We start from the raw sequence: 19044 nt of genomic DNA, 5'->3' as shown, positions 1-19044 counted from the left end.
TACACAAAGCCCTAAGGTTCTCGTACCATCGCGCCGCTCACGAGCGGCGCCAGGGAAGGCCATGTACAGACACTCATACCTCCCTCCCTACCTGCGCCTTGTCCAAAGTCACTTTCAGGGTTCCCCATGTTCCGCGTACTCAAGGCTTCGTCCTTGCTGCTGGCCACCAGCATAGTTTCTGGCTGCATCAGCCAACCCGCCGCCATCGTCAGCGCCCCTCTGCAACCCGCAGCCAACGAACCCACGACCTATCTGGTGGGCGCTATTGGCCCGCAGTACCTGGGCGGCGGCGGTGCCGCCACCAACCTGCGCCTGCTGATTCGCAAGCGCGGCTCAATCAATGGCGCCGCGGCACTCTGGGAGGGCGACCCACGACCAACGCCTGAGGACATCCATGAACCCCGCGCCGCCGGCAGTGTATTTGTCATGCCGCTCAAACCGGGTGACTACGAGTTCTACAACTTCCAGTTCTGGTCCATGGTCTACACCCCGGGGCTCGGCTCACGACTGCAATCCCAGGAAGCGCGCGAAGAGTTCGTACTGCCGCTGCGCCTGGAGGCGGGCAAGGCGTATTACATCGGCGAGTTTCGCTCGGTCTGCAGCCAAGTGACCCAGTGCTTCTTTGCCTGGAGCAATCAGATGCCCCGTGACGCCGTGATTGCCCAGCGCCAGGTACCGGGGCTGCCGGAGCTGCAATGGATGCCGCTGGATCTGGACAAGGCCAAGCCCTTCATCCTTCCCGTCGACAAGCAAACCAGCCCAGCCAACGCCACTGCGGAGATTCATCCATGAAATCCTGCCTGAGCCTTTGCGCCCTTGTGCTGCTCGCGGGCTGCGCGGCAACCGACACCTTGCCCGACCGTCCGCTGACGGATGGCCAAGCCTATTTGATGCCCCTGCATGTGATGGTCGATGACCCATTACGCGCCGCTGAGTTACGTAACGCCTTGCGTGCCACCGGGGTGTTCGAAGATGTCCAGACCGGCGCCGGACAAGCTGGCGACTACAGCGCCCGAATTCAATTCAAGTCCGAGCGGGACATGCCGCCAATGCCGTTGATCTTCCTCAGTGCCGCCACTCTGTTCCTGATGCCGCTCTCCAATGGCATCGACACCCACACCGACATCAGCCTGCTGCACGAGGGCAAGCTCCTCAAGCGCTACAGCTATCGCAACCTGACGCATAAATACACCTGGCTGCTGGATCAAGGCGGTGAAATGCAAGAGCAGAATATCCAGCGCATCGCCCGCGCCTTTGCTGGCGATCTGCGTCAGGATCAACTGTTGCCAACCGCGAGTCAGGCCCAATGAACCCCATAGGTTTGACCGCCCTGCTGTGCAGCGCACTGATCATCACCGGTTGTGGCACCCGAATGGCGCCGCTGGACTACCGCAGTCAACATCCCTATGTACCGCTGACCCTGGACCTGGGCCCGGTGAAAAGTCGCTTCGACGAACAGGAGCAACGGGAGACCATCGCCGCCCTGCGTCAAACTGGAGCCTTCTCCTTTCTCGATGGTGGCTATAGTCGCAGCGGCTACAGCCTCCTGATCAGCGAGCCTGGAGGCAAGAGTGCGGGACTGCTTGGCGCGTTGAATGCCATCACCCTGCTGACCTTCCCCATGCCCTACTCCTACCAGAGCAACTTGCGCGGCAGCCTGCTCAAGGACGGCCAACTGCTCAAGACCTACGACTACCGTCGTGAAGGCTATAGTGTGGCGGCCTGGTATGTACCGCCGGTGCAGATCGAAAGTCGCAGAGAGATGCTCGATGAACTGCTGCGCGATTTGGAAAAGGACCGTTTGATTCCTCAGGAGAACCCACGCTGATGACTGCCAGCCTGTACCAGGGCGGCTGCCTGTGCGGCCAGGTCCGCTTCGAAGCCCGCGGGCCTGCCGCCAATCCCCATACCTGCTCGTGCCAATTGTGCCAGCGCCACAGTGGCGCGCTGACGCTGGCGTGGGTCGAATTCCCCCGAGAGCGGGTGACCTGGACCGGCCCCGCCGGCGCTCCGGCGACCTTCAGGTCGTCAGACTCTTCGAGCCGGGCCTTTTGCCGGGCTTGCGGCAGCTCCCTGGGGGCCATCGATGATCAGCCGACCATTGCCTTGCTCCTGGGCTGCTTCGATGACAACCGCGACCCGGAGCTGATGCCGCACAGCCATTCGTTCAGCGACCGCTGGCCCGAGGGCTGGCAGCCCGCACCGACAACGCAGGATAAAGGCGGACAGCATGAGTGAAGCACCCACTCGCTGCAGCTCCCCCTCGCCTCGAACGTCTGGACCTGGTACGGCCAGGACGAGTACCGAAAGATCATCCTGCTGGGAGAGCTGGGCCCGGCCCTGGAGTTCCTGGCCTCGGAGGCCGACCGCCAGCGCACGGAGGTCGGCTGCTGCGCCGAGTGTGGCCTGTGGTCCAACCACCTGGATTACCTCGAGGGCTTCGTGAAGCACTTTCCGGCGTACCTGGCGCCCACTCTGCACCCGCGCCTGCAAGCCCTGTTGAGCGGCTGTGAAGCGCTGTGCCGAGAGGCCTACGGGGTAACGCTGGAGGACAACGGCTTCAAACACCCGCAGTGGCTGCCCCTGCGCCAGGAGGCGCGTGAGCTGCTGGGCATGCTGGGTTGGCAGGACGTGCGCGAGCATATGCCCGAGCTGATTGAAGAATGCCGGGCGAGCTTGAGGAAATGGCCGGATTGAAGGGCGGGTGGCCGCGCTTGGCTGGCGCGGTTGTTCGCTGGCAAGCCAGCTCCTACGGCCGGGGGTGATGGAGTAGGAGCCGGCTTGCCGGCGAAGGCGTCGGCTCAGGCGGGACTGCGGGGCAAGGCGCGTTTGTGAGCGGTGCGCCGGTAGGCGCTTTCAATCAGTTGGCGCACGCTATCGGGCACCGGTTGGCCCATCAGGTAGGCATCGATTTCTGCGTAGCTGCAACCGTACGCCGTTTCGTCCAGCTTGCCCGGCGCCAGTTCCTCCAGGTCCGCGGTGGGCGCCTTGTACACCAGATGCCTTGGCGCGCCGAGGGCCTCGGCCAGCAGCCGCACCTGGGTCTTGGTCAGCCCCGACAGCGGGGCCAGGTCGCAGGCGCCGTCGCCGTACTTGGTGAAGAAACCCATCAGGGCCTCGGCGCCGTGGTCAGTGCCCACCACCAGGCCGTTGCTGAAGTTGGCCACCGCGTACTGGGCCAGCATCCGCGCCCGGGCCTTGACGTTGCCCTTGACGAAGTCCGTGAGGGCCGGCGAAGGCTGCAGGCCGTCGATCCGCACCTGGTTCATCAGGCCCTCGACGCTGTCGGCAATGTTGCAAGTGCTCACCGCGTCCGGGCCAATGAAGTCCAGGCAAGCCTGGGCATCACTTTCATCCGCCTGTTGCCGATAAGGCAGGCGCATGGCGATGAAACGGGCCTCCTGCCCCGCGGCGCGCATCTGCTCCACCGCCAACTGGCACAGGCGGCCGGCGGTCAGGGAATCCACCCCGCCACTGATGCCCAGTACCAGGGTGCTGCAGCCAGACTCGCGCAGTACCTGCTGGATAAAGGCCACACGCCGGGCAATCTCGGCGGCCTCGCCACCGCGAACCAGTTGCCGGTCGATGCCCAGTTCCCGGGCGATGCGTGCTTGGGTTGAATTGCTCATGTCAGGCCTCCAGGGGCGAGTGGGCAAGATCGACGTTGAACACCTGGGCCGCGTACCGGAGGAACGACGGATCTTCGCAGACGTTCTTGATCGGGTCGTCGGAGAACTTCACCACCGGTTCGCCATGCACCCGCACCAGCTTCATCACGATGCTCAGCGGCTCCACGCCCTCCACATCGCAGGCCAGGCTGGTGCCCATGCCGAAACCGAAGCGGGCCTGGCCACGCACGTGGCGCAGGATCGGCAGGCATTTCTCGAAGTTCAGGCCATCGGAAAACATCAGGTCCTTGGTCCGCGGGTCGATGCCCAGTTCCCGGTAGCGGGCCAGGACCTTGTCGGCCCAGAGGATCGGGTCCCCGGAATCCTGGCGCAGGCCGTCGTAGAGCTTGGCGAAGTACAGGTCGAAGTCCTTGAGGAAGAAATCGGTGCTGATGCAGTCGGTCAGGGCAATGCCCAGGCGCCCGCGATACTCGTGCACCCAATTCTCCAGGGCCGCATTCTGGCTCTCGCGCAGCCGCCCCAGTTGCTGGTGCACCATCAGCCATTGGTGGGCCATGGTGCCGATCAGTGGCAGGTCGAACTCATAGGCCAGGTGCGCATTGCTGGTGCCGACGAAGACCCCGGGGAAATCGCTGCGCATGATCTTCACCACTTCGCGCTGGGCCTTGAACGACAGGCGCCGGCGGGTGGAAAAATCCGAAACGCGGAACTCGGCAAGCTCGTCGCGGCTGGCGTTTTTCTCCAGCCATTCGAACTTCTGATAGAGCCGGCGAGTGACATCCTCAAGCTCCACCTCGGGGTACTTATCGCGGTTGCGCAACTCGCTGACCATGGCCAGCACCGGCTGCTCGAACATGATGCAGTGCAGCATCGGGCCGCGGACGCGGATGCTCAGTTGGCCGTCGACCGCCGCCACGTGGATGTAACGCAGGTTGAAGCGGAACAGACCGAGGAACTGTTCGAAGTCAGGGGTCAGGTATTCACGAAAGCGCTTGTTGAACAAAAAGCGCTGTTCGCCTTCGCGCATCTGCAGGCCGGCGAGCTTTTCCAGTTCCTGGCGGATCTCGGGGATCAGGTGCACCAGGGACTCTTTGGAGCGAACGATGAACTGGTATTCCACGTCCACATTGGGGTGCTGGTGCAACACCGCCTGCATCATGGTGAAGGTGTAGTAGTCGGTATCCAGCAGGCTCTGGATCACGCCGTTGTTGCGGTCAAATGCACTTTCCATGGTGACTCCTCAAACCTTGGCCAATCTGGCGGTTTCTTCGCGGGTCGCGGCAACCGTGATGCCCGCTTGTTGCATGTCGGCGATGGCCTGGGTAGCGCCCTCGGCGCTGATGGCCCGGCACGCCGGCAGGTGAATGAGCACCTTGAAACCGGCAGCGGCCAGTTGCAGGGCAGTGGTCTTGACGCAGAAATCCAACGCCAGGCCGCCGACTATGACTTGCTGTACGCCCTGGCCCTTGAGGTACTCGATGACCCCGGTCGACAGCTTGCCGTGCAGGTCGTGGTAGCAGGCGCCATAGGGGTGCAGGTCAGGCTCCACGCCCTTCCACACGAAGTAGTCGTAGTCATAGGGCGCAGGCAGTTCGTCCAAAAGGGTGAAGCCTTCAGTGCCCGGAACGCAGTGGCTGACCCAGGTCAGATCGGCATGTTCAAGGCCCGTGGGCTGGAGCATCTGGTCGTGCCCGGCCACCACCCAGGGAGCCCGGGGACTGTGGGCGTCCTTGCTGCCGATGCGCAGGCTGGCCAGGGTCGCCATGAAATTCAGCTCGCCGCCGATGCGATCGCCTTCGGTCACGGGCAACTCGTCCGGGCACAGCGGGGTGAAGCTCTTTTGCGCATCGACATCGAAGGAAGCGGTCTTCATCGTTTGGCTGTTCATGCTGGGTCTCTCCTCTGCATGGAGCACAAAGTACATGTCATGTACTTTCATAGCAAGACCCTGCACGTTTTATTTTTCTCGAACCAAATTCAATAAACATGTACACATAAGGTGCAGAAGATTATTTCCCACTGACAAAAGCGATGCTAAGGTACACGTCATGTACCTAACAAGGAAAAGCAGATGTTTGAACTGGCCCTCTATGGCGGCGCCTTCAACCCGCCCCACGCCGGGCACGCCCAGGTGATGCTCGAAGCCGCCCGCCATGCCCGCCGGGTACTGGTAGTGCCCAGCTTCCGCCACCCGGACGGCAAGCACATGGCCGACTTCGAGCAGCGCGCCGGCTGGTTGCAGGCAATCACCGCGCACCTGCAGCCAGAGTGCGACGCCGAGCTGGCGGTCAGCCGCCTGGAACGGCAACTGGCCCTGGCCGACCCGGGCCCGGTCTACAGCTTCACCCTGTTGCAACGCCTGGCCGACGACCTGGCCCTGGACGGCAAACGCATCGCCCTGGTGGTGGGCGAAGACGTGGCGCGCCAGTTGCCCAGGTTCCATCGCGGCGAGGAACTGCTGCGGCGCTTTTCCATCCTCTGCATCGAAGAGCAGCCCGGGGTGCGCAGCAGCGTGTTGCGCCAATGCCTGGCCCGTGGCGAAACGCCGCCCGGGCAATGGCTGGCCCCGGGAATGAATCCGCTAAACTACGGCCTCTACGCCGTCCACGGAAGTTGATATGCACGACCGCACCACCCTCCCCAGCGCCTACCTGCACACCATCGACCTGTGCCTGCTGCGCTATCACCGCGAACGCGGCGAGCTGCAGATCCTCCTCCATCAACGGGATGCTGAGCCCTTCGCCGGGCACTGGGCGCTGCCGGGCATCGTGGTCAACGGCGACGTCGAAGACCGCAGCCTGAATGACGCAGTGGAACGCCTGCGCCGTTCGAGCAAGGTGGACATGCCCCTGGCCTGGCTGGAACAGGTGGGCACGGTGGGCGACGCCTTTCGCGACCCGCGCTGCTGGTCGTCCTCGACCTTCTACCTGGGAATCCTCAGCGAGCCGGTGGAGCCCGCCGCGCAACAGGGCTTCTTCGCCCTCGACGAGGTGGCCAGCGGTGCCTTCAAGCTGCCCTTCGACCACAACGCCCTGGTAGCCCAGGTGCACGAGCGGCTGTTTTCCAAATCCCTGTACAGCAGCCTGCCGCTGATGTTTCTCGGCAACGAGTTCAGCGCCCCCGAGGCGGTGAGCATCTTCTCCCTGGTGCTGCAGCGTCCGGTGCTCAAGACCAGCATCCGCCAGCGCCTGCTGAAGATGAGCGAGGCCGGCTACCTGCGCGACACCGGGCGCAAGAAGAGCGGCGACGGCGGCCGGCCCCAGGCCACCGTGGAGCAGCTCAAGCCCGCCGAGCTGTATTTGTTCGATCGTTGTTTCCTGGAGTGATAGCCCCATGAGTTCCACCCCCGACACCCAGTGCCTGCTGGAAACCCCGTACTTCAAGGTGGTCCGTGAAAACGGCTACTTCATCATCAAGGAAGCCCAGGCGGTGAACGGCGTCGTGGCCGTGCCGACCCTGGCCGATGGCCGACTGATGCTGGTCAACCTGCGGCGCCGGGCCATCGGTGGCCAGTCCATCGAGTTTCCCCGGGGCGCCATCGATGCCGGGGAAAGCGCCTGCGACGCGGCGGCCCGGGAACTGCTGGAGGAAACCGGCTGGCAAGCCTCAGAGGTACGCCAGCTGGGGCTGCTGCACAGCAACACCTCGCTGATCGCCAGCGCCGTGGCGGTGTGCCAGGTGCAGATCGCCGAGCAGCAGGCCGCCGCCACCGATGGCGAAGTGGACCATGTGCTGTGGGCCAGCCGCCAGGAGTTGCTGGCAATGATCGCCGCCGGCCAGATCACCGATGGTCACACGCTGTCGGCGGCGATGATGCTGCTGGCCAGCGAGTCGGCCTGACGCCCCCACTTCTCCAGGGCAAAGTCGACAAAGCTGCGCAGCTTGGGCAGGCGATAGCGGTCCTGGGCATAGAGCAGGTGCATCGTCCGAAAGGGCAACTGATAGTCCTGCAGCACCGGCACCAGCCGGCCCTGCTGCAGGTCTTCCTCCACCAGCGCATCGGGCATCATCACCAGCCCCAGGCCACCCCGCGCCGCACGATGCAGGCCGGACGAGGTGTTGGCCAGCAATGACCCCGACACCGGAACCTGCACATCGCCTTCAGGCCCGCGCAACGGCCACAGGGTGGCGGTGGCGCTCCACTCATCACCGGCCGGGTAGGCGAATGCCAGACAGTTGTGCCGCTGCAGGTCCTCGGGGACCTGGGGCGTGCCGCAGCGCTCCAGATACTCCGGCGCAGCGCAGATCGTCAGGGTGTAGTCCTGCAGGCGCCGGGCAATCAGCGAGGCGTTGTCCAGGTTGCCCAGGCGCACCGCCACATCGAAGGTGCCATCGGTCAGGTCGAAGCGCTGGTTGGCCAGGGTCAGCTCGACCTTGACCTGGGGGCAGCGCTGGCGGAACTCGTCCAGCGCTGGCGCCAGGCGTTCGGTGCCGAAGGTCAGGGGTGCGGTGATGCGCAAGGTGCCGGTGGGTTCGCCCTGGGCCTGCTCCGCCAGGCGCTCGGAATCCGCCACCAGCCCCAGCACTGCCAGGCAGCGCTGGTAGTAATCACGGCCAAAATCGGTCAGCCGCTGGCGCCGTGTCGTGCGGTTGAGCAGACGCACCCCGAGGCGCTGCTCCAGGGCCCGCAGGTGATTGCCCACCATGGTGGTGGACATGCCGCACTCCCGGGCCGCGGCGGTCATGTTCCCCGCCTCCACCACCTTGACGTACACCGACATTGCCTGGAACAGATCCATTATCAACCCTGACTTCAAGATGATTAAAGAAATAGCGAGTTTATCTAGCCTGGGTGGCTAACGATACTGATAGCACACCCCCCAAGATGGAGCCGCCCGCCATGACCGCCGCCTGCCTGATGAGCACCTACCAACCCCTCGCGCTGAGCTTCTGCAAAGGCCTGGGCAGCCGTCTCTGGGACCAGGCCGGGCGAGAGTACCTGGACGCCATCGCCGGGGTCGCGGTGACCGGCATCGGCCACAGCCACCCACGGCTGGTCGGCGCCATCAGCGAACAGGCCGGCCTGCTGCTGCACAGCTCCAACCTCTACGACATCCACTGGCAGCAGCAACTGGCCGCCAAGTTGACCCAGTTGAGCGGCATGGACCGGGCGCTCTTCAACAATTCCGGGGCCGAGGCCAACGAGACCGCCCTCAAGCTGGCACGCCTGCACGCCTGGCACAAAGGCATCGAGCAGCCCCTGGTGGTGGTCATGGAAAACGCCTTTCATGGCCGGACCCTGGCCACCCTGGCCGCCAGCGACGGCCCGGCAGTGCGCTTGGGCTACGGCCAGTTGCCAGGCGGTTTTCTCAAGGTGCGCTTCGGCGATCTGGCCGCCCTGGAATCGGCCGTCGCCGAGCATGCTCCACACATCTGTGCCGTATTGATGGAGCCGATCCAGGGGGAAAGCGGCATCCAGCTGGCCCCACCCGGCTACCTCAAGGCCGTGCGCGAGCTGTGCACCCGGCGCAACTGGCTGCTGATGCTCGACGAGATCCAGAGTGGCATCGGCCGCACCGGGCGCTGGTTTGCCTGCCAGCATGAAGACGTGGTGCCGGATGTGATGACCCTGGCCAAGGGCCTGGGCAACGGCATTCCCATCGGCGCCTGCCTGGCCCGGGGCAAGGCTGCCCAGCTGTTTACCCCGGGCAGCCACGGCAGCACTTTCGGCGGCAACCCCCTGGCCTGCCGCGCGGCCTGCACCGTACTGGACGTCATCGAGGACCAGCAGTTGCTGGCCAACGCCGAACAGCGCGGTGCCCAACTGCTGCGGCGGCTGCGCGAGGAACTCGCGGCGCATCCGGCGGTGCGGGAGATTCGCGGACTGGGGCTGATGGTGGGTATCGAACTGCGGCAGCCGGCCCGAGAGCTGGTGCAGGTCGCCGCCCGTGACCACGGGCTGCTGATCAATGTCACACGGGGCACCACCATCCGCCTGCTGCCGCCCTTGGTGATCGATGGGCAGGAAGTGGAGATGATCGTCGATGGGCTGCGTCAGACCCTGGAGGCGCTCTAGCCTGGGCGAGGCGGGGCAATGCAGTCGGCAGGCACCGGGGCGGTCAGCGCCTGCCCCGGCCTCTGCCCATGGGCTTCAGTCGTCCAGCGCCTTGGGCGCTGCGGCGGGCTTGGCCGCCTTGCCGGCCTTGGCATTGGCCGGCTTGGCCTCCGGCTCGGGGGCCGGAGCCGGAGCTGCGGCCTGTTTCTCCGCCGCCGGCAACTGGTCGACGGCACTGAAGACTTCCTTGAGCTCGATGGCCCCGGAGTGCTCCAGCTTCTTCTCGCCGTCCTTGCCCACCAGGATCACCTTGGTCTGCGCCCCGGCGCCCAGCTTGAGGCTGCGGATCAGGGCCATGGTGGATTGCGGGTCGATGTCCTTGCCATCGCGCTGGCCGATGGTGTTGATCACCGTATACAGGACCATGTTGCGTTCGTTGAAGGCTTGACGGGTGGCCGGCTCTTCCAGGGACTTCTTCAGGCTCACCAGGGTCGGGTCCACGGTGCTGGGGGCAATCACGATCAGTGGCCGTGACTTGCCCAGGTCCTGGGTCAATGGGCCGTCGTTGTCGGCCGCCAGGACAGGGCCGGCAACAGCGAGCAGAGTAGCGAAGGTCAATGACCGAATGAACATGCGTCTCTCCTTATGTTTTCCACGCAGTAATGATTGCGCATTGCGGGAAAAGGTCCAGGCCGGGACTCAAAATCTGACATTTTTTTGCCCACGGCGCAGCGCTGGTCATCGGTTTGCCACAGGCCGCGCACGACCGGGGCTGGCGCCCTTCGAGCGGTCGGCACAACCAGGTTCGCGGTAAGGTTTTGTTGCATATGCAGCAGGAGCGCAGCCCGACAACGACGCCCCTGCAGCACTCGTTCCAACAGCCTTGCGCCCGTTCTTTAATATTCGAATCAATACAACAGCGGCCCTGGGTTGTTTATAAGAACCGCTGCACGACACATTCAACCCACACAACTCCAGCGCTCTTAACAACCATTGAAACGAACCACTCGCAGAACCTCCGGCAACAATCAACAAGAAGATTCCGAAAGTTTGAAACTTATACCTAAAGTGTCATTTTTCAAACGTCAGAAAACAGGCGCTCACTCCCTACCCCGATAGAAAAATCGGTCTATATCAAGGCTTACAGAGGCCTCTCAGTTTATTGCCACAGCCCACGCCACGGGCCGCCGCGGCCTTTTAACTGCTGCTCTGCAACAACTCTAAGTTACATGCCCAGGCCTGCTTGAATTGCAGCAGACAATGATCTGGAGCAAATAACCGAAGCCATCACTACTTGTTCTTTTATTGCCGAGGGAACTATAGTGCGGCGCGGCACGGACAGCCCGATACAGCACAACTATAAAGCGGCAACTCGCCCTATTACCGAACACTATCCCTTACGGGTTTTTTCGAATGAGCGTCCGATACCGATGATCCCCCTCCTCATCTGCGATGACTCGAGCATGGCCCGCAAGCAGGTGCTGCGGACCTTGCCCAGCGAGTGGCGGGTGTCCGTGACCCAGGCCTGCAACGGGCGCGAAGGCCTGGAAGCCCTGCGCCGCGGGCTGGGCAAGGTGGCGCTGCTGGACCTGACCATGCCCGTGATGGACGGCTACCAGGTCTTGAGTGCGGTGCAGGAAGAAGGCATCGAGGCGCAGATCATTGTCATCTCTGGCGACATTCAAGAAGAAGCCGTGCGCCGCACCCGCGAGCTGGGCGCCCGGGCCTTCCTCAAGAAGCCCTTCGACCCGCAGCAACTGCGCGCCCTGCTCAACGAACTGCAACTGCTGGACAGCACTGACGCCAAGCCACTGGCAGCCCCTTCGCCAGCACCGGTGGTGACCTTTCGCGACGCCTTCCGGGAAACCGTCAACGTTTCCATGGGCTACGCCGCGGCGCTGATCGCCAAGGTCCTGGATGTCTTCGTGCACCTGCCGATTCCCCACGTCAATGTGCTGGAAGCCGGCGAGTTGCAGATGCTGCTGGCCGATGCCAACCGCGCCCGGCAACTGACCGCCATCTGCCAGAGCTACATCGGCAGCGGCATCGCCGGCGAAGCCTTGCTGATGTTCTACGACTCCGAAGTGGCCGACATCGCCCAGTTGATAGAGCAAGGCACCGACCCCTACCAGGAAATGGAAGTGCTGATCGACCTCTCCAGCGTGCTGATCGGCGCCTGCCTGAGCAGCATCGCCGACCAGCTGGACGTGTTCTTTTCCGTGGGCCATCCCCAGGTACTGGGGGAACACACCACCATCGACGAGCTGATCGTGCTCAACCAGCAGCGCTGGAAAAAGACCCAGGCGGTGGAGATCAGCTACAGCCTGGAAGAACAGAACATCCACTTCGACCTGTTGCTGTTGTTCACCGAAGGCTCCATGGCCTTGCTGGAACAGAAGCTCGCCTACCTGATGAGTTGAGCCATGCCCAAGAGAATGGATTTCAGTGAATTGCACTGGTTGCTGGCGGTGGTCCAGAGCATCGACGTGGGTATCGTCGTGCTCGACCTGGAGTGCCGGGTCCAGGTGTGGAACAGCTTCATGGAGAACCGCTCCGGGGTGCCCTCCAAGCAGGCCATCGACCAGTCGTTCTTCGAGCTGTTCCCCGAGGTCGAGCGCCCCTGGTTCACCCGCAAGGTGGGGCGCGTGGTGGCCCTCGGCACGCCGGCCTTCACCATCTGGAAGCAGCGGCCGTACCTGGTGCATTTCAACAACTACCAACCGATCACCGGCCAGGGCGAGTTCATGTACCAGAACACCACCCTGCTGCCGCTGCGCTCCTCCAACAGCGAGATCCACCACGTCTGCCTGGTGATCTACGACCTGACCGACGTGGCAATCAACAGCCTGGCCTTGCAGAAGGCCAACCAGCAGTTGCAGCACCTGTCGCGCACCGACCACCTGACCCAGCTCTACAACCGCGGCCACTGGGAACAGCGCCTGCAGTTCGAATACAGCCGCCACGGCAGCAGCATCGCCCTGCTGATGCTGGACATCGATCACTTCAAGTCTATCAACGACCGCCATGGGCACCAGGCCGGCGATGCAGTGATCAAGCGCGTCTCCGAGCTGATCCACCAGCATGTGCGCGACAGCGACGTGGCCGGGCGCTATGGCGGCGAGGAGTTCGCCATTCTCCTGCCCCACACCGACCTTGCCGGGGCCCGCACCCTGGCCGAGCGCTTGCGCCAGTCGGTGGAAGAGCAGGAGGTGATCCACAACGGCCAGGCCATCGCCTTCACCATCAGCCTGGGCATCGCCTGCCTCGACCGTCCGGCCCGGGATCATCGCTGCCTGATCGAGTGGGCCGACCAGGCGCTGTACGCCTCCAAGCGCGCCGGGCGCAACCGGGTCAGTACCTACGCGCCTTGAACGGCAGCACTGGAAAAACCTGAAAAAAACTCGCTCCCGAGGGATAAACTGCGCGCTTTTCCGGTCCATCCCCCGGTCTGCTACGCCTTTCCCAGCGCCACAAGGAGTCCTGCGCGCATGTCCCAGTCGAATTCGAACCACTCCCCGCAAGAGCAATGGCAGCAAGCCGTGCTGACCTATGCCCGCGACATCAATCGCTATGTCGAGACCGGCAACCGCGACGGCTGGAAGGGCTTGAAGGAACCGCACTTGCCCGATACCGAGCACCTGCTGCCAGACTGGCAGGCGGCCCTGGAAGCGAGCAACCAGGAGCCCTACGACGCAGCCCGGCGCCAGGCATTCCGCCAGGAGTGGCCGCCGGCGCACTTCCCATTGTCGCCACGCCTGGAAAGCCAGGGACGGATGATTCCGACCCTGGCCCTGTTGCCGGACGGCAGCCTGCTGGCGCGCATCGGCGCACCTTACGAGGCTGGCGAGGTGGTGCATATCGACGACGCAAGGATCCAGACCCTGGAGCAGGTGGAAGGCTTCGGCATGTGCCCCCAGCGGCGCTATTTCGCTTGGGCCCGGGCGGACGGCATCCAGCTCACCGACGGCTGGAACGGGCCAGAGGTGGCAAGTTTTGCCTGGCCCGATCCCCACGCGAACCTGCCGGCGGGGGTGGCGCTTGAAGACACCGGGCGCCCTCGCCCCAGCAGCCTGATTCCCTTCCCCGACGGGCGCCGGGTACTGCTGGTGAGCTCCGACGGCATCTTCGTCCTGCAGGCCGAGGGCGCCACGCGCCTGCTGCCGAGCCTGGAAGACCTGCAGCAAGAACTGGCCGATGGCGTCGCCCCCGAGGACCTGGGCATCGGCCTGAGCATGGAGCATGGCGCGGTGTCGCCCGATGGCCAGTGGATCGCCGTGGGCGAGCAAAGCAGCTCGCACCTGGTGTTCGATGCAAGGTTGCAACGGGTAGCGCAGATCGGCCCCGCCAGCGAGTACCCGCATTTCGCCCATTTCAACCAGCGCGGCGATCGCCTGCTGCTCAATGCCTGCCACTTCTATGGCGGTGCCAGCGTGGGAGTGGCGGTGGCCGACCTGCCAGGGCTGTCCACCGATTTCTACAGTGACGATGCGCGCACCCCGGTGCTGCAGGAAGGTGCCCGGGTGTATGCCGCGGCGTCACGGGGCGACGAATTCATCATCGGCGACGCCTACGGCTACCTGCGGGCCTTCAGCGAAAACGGCGAGGAACGCTGGCAGCACTATATCGGCTCGACCCTCACCGCCATGGACATCAGCCCCGATGGCAAGACCCTGGTGGCCGCCACCTATGCCGGGATCATCGTCAAGCTTGACCTGGACGCCGGGCGCCCGGACTGGCAGATCGGCACCGGCGAGCACCTCGAAGTGCAGCGCTGGCTGTTCTGGAAGGACTTCGCCAAGCCGCTGCTGTGGTGACCGGGGGTTAAACCGGCGGGCGCGAGAAACTCACTTGCAGTTGCAGGTGATCCGGATCGTCGATCGCCCGCAGGTACTCCTCCACGCTGACCTCGCCGGCACTGGACCGGGCCCCCGGGGCCGGCACATGGCCGGCGAGCAGCTTGTGCACCACCGCCACCGCCGCGCAGCTGGGAATCTCCGGCCCGTGGTCATGGGTTGCGGTGAGCTGCACGCTCATCGACAGTGGCTGGCCGTCCTGGCCCAGGCCGTGCACGTCGATGTACAGGGCACTGAGCCCATCTCCGAAACCTTCGAACCAGGTGCCGCAGCGATGCAGGCGCGCCGCCCAGGGCGCCGGGTCGCGCACCAGGCCGAGCTTCACCGCCTGGGCCAGCAGCGCATTGGCCAACCCGGCGATCTTCAGCCCGGCGCCGGCCTGGAAGCTCAGGGTGTGGGCACCGTAGCGCTCGGCGAACAGATCCAGGTCCGGCACATCGACATTGGCCACCAGCCGCGTGCCCAGCCTGGGCAGCTTGCGCAGGGTCAGGCCCTGCCAGCCGATCACCGGGTGCGGCCGGCCGTCCTTGAGTTGCAGGATGGGTTTGCCGGCATAGGCCAGTACGCCCTGGATGGTGGACAGGCCGGGCATCTTCGCCGAGGAGGAAATGCCGTGCTCGATGCGCTCGATGCGGGAAAAACGCTCACGGTGCTCATCGATCATCGCCGCCGACAGGGTCGGCACCGAGCTGCAGCCGCTGAGCAGCGTCACCCCGGCGGCCCGGGCGGCCTCATCCAGAGTGCCAATGCCGCGCACGAACTGGCGACAGTCGGCCAGGTCGCAGTAGTTGACCCCGGCCTCGATGCAGCCCCGGGCCACCGCGTAGGACTGGCCCTGGAACGGCCCGCCGGTATGGATCACCCAGTGCACCTTAAGGGCCTTGAGCGCCGGCACCCATTGCGGCCCCATGGCATCGCCGCACCAGCCTTCGCAGGGCTGCCCGCCTTCAGCCTGCAAGGCCTGAACCTTGGCCGCGAGCTTGTGCGGGTCGCGCCCCGAAATCAGCAGATGCACCCCAGGGGTATGGATCAGATAGCGGCAGACGATGCTGCCGAAATTGCCATAACCACCCACCACCAACACCCTGAGCGCCATTGCCTGCATCCTTGAACTAAGCCGTTGCGCAGCGTGAACGCTGCCATTCGAGGCGCGGCAGCTTGGTGGATTTGCCAGCGCTCGACAAGCCCCCGCCAACCTTCGACATGCCCCCGAAACGCCCCTGGCAAGTGCTTGTAATATTCAGTTAGAAAAAAAATGCCAATGCCGGTCCGGCATAATGCTATGCAAAATCCTCATCATCTACGGCCCTGGAGCGTGATAGCCTCGTCCTGCTATGTCGGCCTCGCATAATAAACCCGTCGGTTCGCGCAACCGAACGGGATAAAGACGCCTTGCTACCCACCTTGTTTCATCTTCATCTGCCCAACTAACGTTTCGCTGTGAGCCGCTCTTTCCCCGGCTCGCCAAGGGAACTGATTGCAAAATTTGACTCGACCTCAAGGTCGATCTCTCGATCCTATCTCGGAGCTGTTATGTCCAGGCTTTCCCATCAAGATTTGCGCCGCGGTTTCCGTGAACTGATCGCTTCCAACTCCTGCTACCACACCGCTTCCGTATTCGACCCGATGTCTGCCCGTATCGCCGCCGACCTGGGTTTCGAAGTGGGCATCCTCGGCGGCTCGGTGGCTTCGCTGCAAGTGCTGGCGGCCCCCGACTTCGCCCTGATCACCCTCAGTGAATTCGCCGAACAGGCCACCCGCATCGGCCGCGTGGCGCAGTTGCCGGTCATCGCCGACGCCGACCACGGCTATGGCAACGCGCTGAACGTGATGCGCACCGTGGTCGAACTGGAACGCGCCGGCATTGCCGCGCTGACCATCGAAGACACCCTGCTGCCGGCCCAGTTCGGGCGCAAATCCACCGATCTCATCTCGGTGGCCGAAGGCGTCGGCAAGATCCGCGCCGCCCTGGAAGCCCGGGTTGATCCGGAACTGGCGATCATCGCCCGGACCAACGCCGGCATCCTTCCGGTGCAGGAAATCATCAGCCGTACCCAGCAGTACGAGCGTGCCGGCGCCGACGCCATCTGCATGGTGGGCATCCGTGATTTCGAACAGCTGGAACAGATCTCCGAGCACCTGAGCGTGCCGCTGATGCTGGTGACCTACGGCAACCCGGCGCTACGGGACGATGCGCGCCTGGCCGAGCTGGGCGTGAAGATCGCCGTGGACGGTCATGCCGCCTACTTCGCCGCGATCAAGGCCACCTACGACTGCCTGCGCGAGCAGCGGCAGATCTTCACCCAGGCGTCGGACCTGAGCGCCACCGAGCTGGCCCACACCTACACCCAGCCCGAGGAGTACATCGTCTGGGCCAAGGAGTTCATGAGCGTCAAGGAGTAACACCGGCGATTGGCCGGGGTGAGGCGCCACGCCTCAACCCTGGGCCGATTTCAGCGCGCCTTCCACGCAGTCGAGGATCTGCCCGATGGTCCAGGGCTTGCGGATGAAGGACACCGGATAACGCACCCCGGAACTCTCGGGGGTCTCGAAACCCGACATGACCACGATCGGCAACTGCGGCCAGCGCTCGCCGCACAAATTGCTCAGGCTCGCGCCATTGAGGGTGCCGGGCATGGTGATATCGGTCAGCAGCAGGGCCACGTCCGCGGCCTGTTCCTGCAGGAATTCCCAGGCCCGATCCGCGCTGTCCATCGCCTGGGTGGCAAACCCTTCGTCCTGCAGGATCTCGCAGAGAAACTCCAGCACCGTCGGCTCATCCTCCACCACCAGGATCAAACGGGATTGGGCGCCGGGATTGACTGGCGTGGCTGGGTTCATGAGGGTGACACTCCCTGACGGATTGAGGCGGCTACACACAGGACCGCTGACAAGAGTTATGAGCGGCGCCTTGACGATAAATTCATTTACGCTGCAAGGCCGGCGCGTTTTTAGTACCGGTCCGATCCGCACGCGGAAGCGGGCGCCCCGTTCTTTCACCCACGGCAGGAACATCTTCAACCATGCAGTTCGATCCCAAGCGCCTGGCCCTGGCCCGGCATGTGGTGGTATTCAGCGGTGCCGGGGTCTCGGCGGAAAGCGGCATCCCGACCTTTCGTGACGCCCTGACCGGCCTGTGGGAACACTTCGATCCGGCGCGCCTGGCCACCGTGCAAGCCTTTCGCGAAGACCCGGCGCTGGTCTGGGGCTGGTATGAATGGCGACGCCAGAAAGTGCTCCAGGCCCAGCCCAATCCAGCCCATCTGGCCCTGGCCGAACTGGCCCGGCGGGTGCCGCGCCTGACCCTGATCACCCAGAACGTCGACGACCTGCACGAACGCGCCGGCAGCCCCTCGGTGCTGCACTTGCACGGCAGCCTGCACACCCCCAAGTGCTTTGCCTGCAACCGCCCGTTCAAGGGCCAACTGCCCTTGCCGGACTTGCCGGAACAGGGCGCCAGCCTGGAGCCGCCGCGCTGCACCGGTTGCAACGGCAAGATCCGGCCCGGGGTGGTGTGGTTCGGCGAACCCCTGCCCCAGGCAACCCTCAAGGCCGCCTTCAACGCCGCCGAAGCATGCGACCTGCTGCTGTCGGTGGGCACCTCCGGGCTGGTCCAGCCGGCGGCGCGAATTCCCCAACTGGCGCTGCAGCACGGCGCCTGCGTGGTGCATATCAATCCCCAGCCCCAGGCTTGCACCGGCGCCGAGGAATACAGCCTGGAGGGCAAGGCCGGGCAGTTGCTGCCGGAACTATTGCGCCAGGCCTTTGCCTGATTCCCTGGCAGCTCAAGCCGGGCCGCCGCTTCTGTTCAAGGACGCTTTCACATGCCGCAATCCCCCGACTCTTCATGGCTCGAAGCCGCCTGGGCGCAACGTGAAGAACAGATCTACCCGGCGCTGTTCGGCGCACTGGGCCCGGGAATCTATCCCCTGGACATGGCGCTGTTCAGCCAGGTCTTTGGCCAGCACGACGTCGATCCGCGCTGGCTCAGCCACGGGGTCTTCGAATCACCGCCCAATGCCGGACGCAGCAGTTGGCTATACGTCACTTCGGGCCTGTCCAATGCCTGGGAAGATGCCCGGCCCGATGCCGATGGCGAATCCGGCATGGGCCACGAACTACTGCTGGAAACCCGCGAACAGTCACCCTGGGCCCTGCGCCTGTTACGCAATTTCTGCGCCTACCAATTGCTGCTGGCCGCCGGCCGTTGTGGCGAGCAGCCGCCGTTTGGCGAATGGGACCGCATGCGTACCGGCGAGCCGATCAATGGCGGCGACAGCCTGTTGCAGGCACTGCTGTTCATCCCCGCGCCGGGTTTTGCCGGCCCCCGGCAACTGCTGAGCGGGCGCTTCGGATTTCTGCAGATCATCGGCCTGACCCTGGCCGAACACGCCTGGGGCCAGGCCGAGGGCTACCCGGCCCTGATGGAGCGCCTAGCCCTGGCCGGGGCAGCGCCGGTGCTGGACCCGACCCGAGCCAGCCTGGGCTGAAGGCCGGTGAAAAATCCGCCACGACCAGGGCGGATCGTCATTTTTCCCGCCACGCCAGGCCCGCATGAGGTAGATTC

22 protein-coding genes are annotated in these 19044 nt (G+C 64.3%); 15 read left to right on the top strand and 7 right to left on the bottom strand.

The features are described from left to right. Positions 1-126: 126 nt before the first annotated feature. The 5 genes from KI242_RS13215 to KI242_RS31770 all read left to right on the top strand — a co-directional run bounded on the left by KI242_RS13215 (position 127) and on the right by KI242_RS31770 (position 2697). The gene (locus KI242_RS13215; protein ID WP_015635215.1) at positions 127-792 is read left to right on the top strand and encodes a hypothetical protein; all 666 of its coding nucleotides are present in this window, start codon (positions 127-129) and stop codon (positions 790-792) included. Continuing rightward, the gene (locus KI242_RS13210; RefSeq protein ID WP_015635214.1) at positions 789-1310 is read left to right on the top strand and encodes a hypothetical protein; all 522 of its coding nucleotides are present in this window, start codon (positions 789-791) and stop codon (positions 1308-1310) included. The genes KI242_RS13215 and KI242_RS13210 overlap by 4 nt, the downstream gene beginning before the upstream one ends. After that, positions 1307-1828, top strand: coding sequence for a hypothetical protein (locus KI242_RS13205; protein WP_015635213.1), 522 nt, complete (start codon positions 1307-1309; stop codon positions 1826-1828). The genes KI242_RS13210 and KI242_RS13205 overlap by 4 nt, the downstream gene beginning before the upstream one ends. Next, entirely contained in the window at positions 1828-2238 is a 411-nt protein-coding gene (locus KI242_RS13200) for a GFA family protein (RefSeq protein WP_015635212.1), read from the top strand. Before KI242_RS13205 ends, KI242_RS13200 begins: the two co-directional genes overlap by 1 nt. A gap of 204 nt (positions 2239-2442) precedes the next feature. Beyond that, positions 2443-2697 carry a hypothetical protein gene (locus KI242_RS31770; RefSeq protein ID WP_244868193.1) on the top strand — a complete coding sequence of 85 codons (255 nt, stop codon included), beginning with the start codon at positions 2443-2445 and terminating at the stop codon, positions 2695-2697. Positions 2698-2801: 104 nt separating this feature from the next. On the opposite strand, the gene nadE is transcribed toward KI242_RS31770, so the two are convergent. From nadE to KI242_RS13180, 3 genes are read right to left on the bottom strand one after another with little or no spacing between them, the layout of a single operon-like run. After that, positions 2802-3629 (bottom strand): ammonia-dependent NAD(+) synthetase, encoded by an 828-nt coding sequence (gene nadE / locus KI242_RS13190; protein WP_041117545.1) that lies wholly within the window; start codon positions 3627-3629, stop codon positions 2802-2804. A gap of 1 nt (position 3630) precedes the next feature. Then, a complete protein-coding gene (pncB, locus tag KI242_RS13185; RefSeq protein ID WP_077933899.1) occupies positions 3631-4860 on the bottom strand; it encodes a nicotinate phosphoribosyltransferase in 1230 nt (409 codons plus the stop codon). Positions 4861-4869: 9 nt separating this feature from the next. Then, positions 4870-5517 (bottom strand): nicotinamidase, encoded by a 648-nt coding sequence (locus tag KI242_RS13180; RefSeq protein WP_123473195.1) that lies wholly within the window; start codon positions 5515-5517, stop codon positions 4870-4872. 183 nt (positions 5518-5700) lie between these two features. Here KI242_RS13180 and KI242_RS13175 point away from each other — a divergent pair, with 183 nt between their 5' ends. The 3 genes from KI242_RS13175 to KI242_RS13165 are packed head-to-tail and all read left to right on the top strand — an operon-like array spanning position 5701 to position 7469. Further along, positions 5701-6246: an adenylyltransferase/cytidyltransferase family protein gene (locus KI242_RS13175; protein ID WP_212806240.1), complete on the top strand. Its 546-nt coding sequence runs from the start codon at positions 5701-5703 to the stop codon at positions 6244-6246. A gap of 1 nt (position 6247) precedes the next feature. Next, positions 6248-6955, top strand: coding sequence for an NUDIX hydrolase (locus KI242_RS13170; RefSeq protein WP_015635207.1), 708 nt, complete (start codon positions 6248-6250; stop codon positions 6953-6955). Positions 6956-6962: 7 nt separating this feature from the next. After that, a complete protein-coding gene (locus KI242_RS13165) occupies positions 6963-7469 on the top strand; it encodes an NUDIX hydrolase (protein WP_011060760.1) in 507 nt (168 codons plus the stop codon). Here KI242_RS13165 and KI242_RS13160 read toward each other — a convergent pair. Then, positions 7421-8368, bottom strand: a complete 948-nt coding sequence (locus KI242_RS13160) for a LysR family transcriptional regulator (RefSeq protein WP_077933897.1) — start codon at positions 8366-8368, stop codon at positions 7421-7423. The genes KI242_RS13165 and KI242_RS13160 overlap by 49 nt on opposite strands. 101 nt (positions 8369-8469) lie before the next feature. Between KI242_RS13160 and KI242_RS13155 the strand changes: the two genes are divergently transcribed. Beyond that, positions 8470-9645, top strand: a complete 1176-nt coding sequence (locus KI242_RS13155; protein WP_212806239.1) for an aspartate aminotransferase family protein — start codon at positions 8470-8472, stop codon at positions 9643-9645. Between the two features lie 75 nt (positions 9646-9720). Here the strand turns inward: KI242_RS13155 and KI242_RS13150 are convergent, their stop codons facing one another. Beyond that, positions 9721-10257: a DUF4174 domain-containing protein gene (locus KI242_RS13150; protein WP_011060757.1), complete on the bottom strand. Its 537-nt coding sequence runs from the start codon at positions 10255-10257 to the stop codon at positions 9721-9723. Between the two features lie 797 nt (positions 10258-11054). Here KI242_RS13150 and KI242_RS13145 point away from each other — a divergent pair. The 3 genes from KI242_RS13145 to KI242_RS13135 all read left to right on the top strand — a co-directional run bounded on the left by KI242_RS13145 (position 11055) and on the right by KI242_RS13135 (position 14438). Further along, a complete protein-coding gene (locus KI242_RS13145; RefSeq protein WP_011060756.1) occupies positions 11055-12044 on the top strand; it encodes a response regulator in 990 nt (329 codons plus the stop codon). A 3-nt stretch (positions 12045-12047) separates the two neighbouring features. Further along, complete coding sequence (locus tag KI242_RS13140; protein ID WP_011060755.1) at positions 12048-12995, top strand: sensor domain-containing diguanylate cyclase; 948 nt, start codon at positions 12048-12050, stop codon at positions 12993-12995. 117 nt (positions 12996-13112) lie between these two features. After that, positions 13113-14438 carry a hypothetical protein gene (locus KI242_RS13135; RefSeq protein ID WP_212806238.1) on the top strand — a complete coding sequence of 442 codons (1326 nt, stop codon included), beginning with the start codon at positions 13113-13115 and terminating at the stop codon, positions 14436-14438. A gap of 7 nt (positions 14439-14445) precedes the next feature. Here KI242_RS13135 and KI242_RS13130 read toward each other — a convergent pair whose 3' ends face one another. Then, on the bottom strand, positions 14446-15573 hold the full coding sequence (locus KI242_RS13130) for a saccharopine dehydrogenase NADP-binding domain-containing protein (RefSeq protein ID WP_011060753.1): 1128 nt from the start codon (positions 15571-15573) through the stop codon (positions 14446-14448). 437 nt (positions 15574-16010) lie between these two features. Here KI242_RS13130 and KI242_RS13125 point away from each other — a divergent pair, with 437 nt between their 5' ends. Beyond that, positions 16011-16880, top strand: a complete 870-nt coding sequence (locus tag KI242_RS13125; protein ID WP_011060752.1) for an oxaloacetate decarboxylase — start codon at positions 16011-16013, stop codon at positions 16878-16880. A 33-nt stretch (positions 16881-16913) separates the two neighbouring features. Here KI242_RS13125 and KI242_RS13120 read toward each other — a convergent pair whose 3' ends face one another. Then, on the bottom strand, positions 16914-17318 hold the full coding sequence (locus KI242_RS13120) for a response regulator (RefSeq protein ID WP_011060751.1): 405 nt from the start codon (positions 17316-17318) through the stop codon (positions 16914-16916). Between the two features lie 182 nt (positions 17319-17500). On the opposite strand from KI242_RS13120, the gene KI242_RS13115 reads away from it, so the two are divergent. Beyond that, positions 17501-18250, top strand: a complete 750-nt coding sequence (locus KI242_RS13115) for an NAD-dependent deacylase (RefSeq protein ID WP_212806237.1) — start codon at positions 17501-17503, stop codon at positions 18248-18250. Positions 18251-18301: 51 nt separating this feature from the next. After that, entirely contained in the window at positions 18302-18967 is a 666-nt protein-coding gene (locus KI242_RS13110; protein ID WP_212806236.1) for a suppressor of fused domain protein, read from the top strand. The last annotated feature ends 77 nt before the right edge of the window (positions 18968-19044 follow it).

The sequence above is a fragment of the Pseudomonas sp. Eqa60 genome (assembly GCF_018326405.1).
In the GTDB taxonomy this organism is placed as follows: domain Bacteria; phylum Pseudomonadota; class Gammaproteobacteria; order Pseudomonadales; family Pseudomonadaceae; genus Aquipseudomonas; species Aquipseudomonas protegens.
Note: the sequence above shows the minus strand (reverse complement) of the source record. Positions and strands in the feature narration are given on the sequence as shown.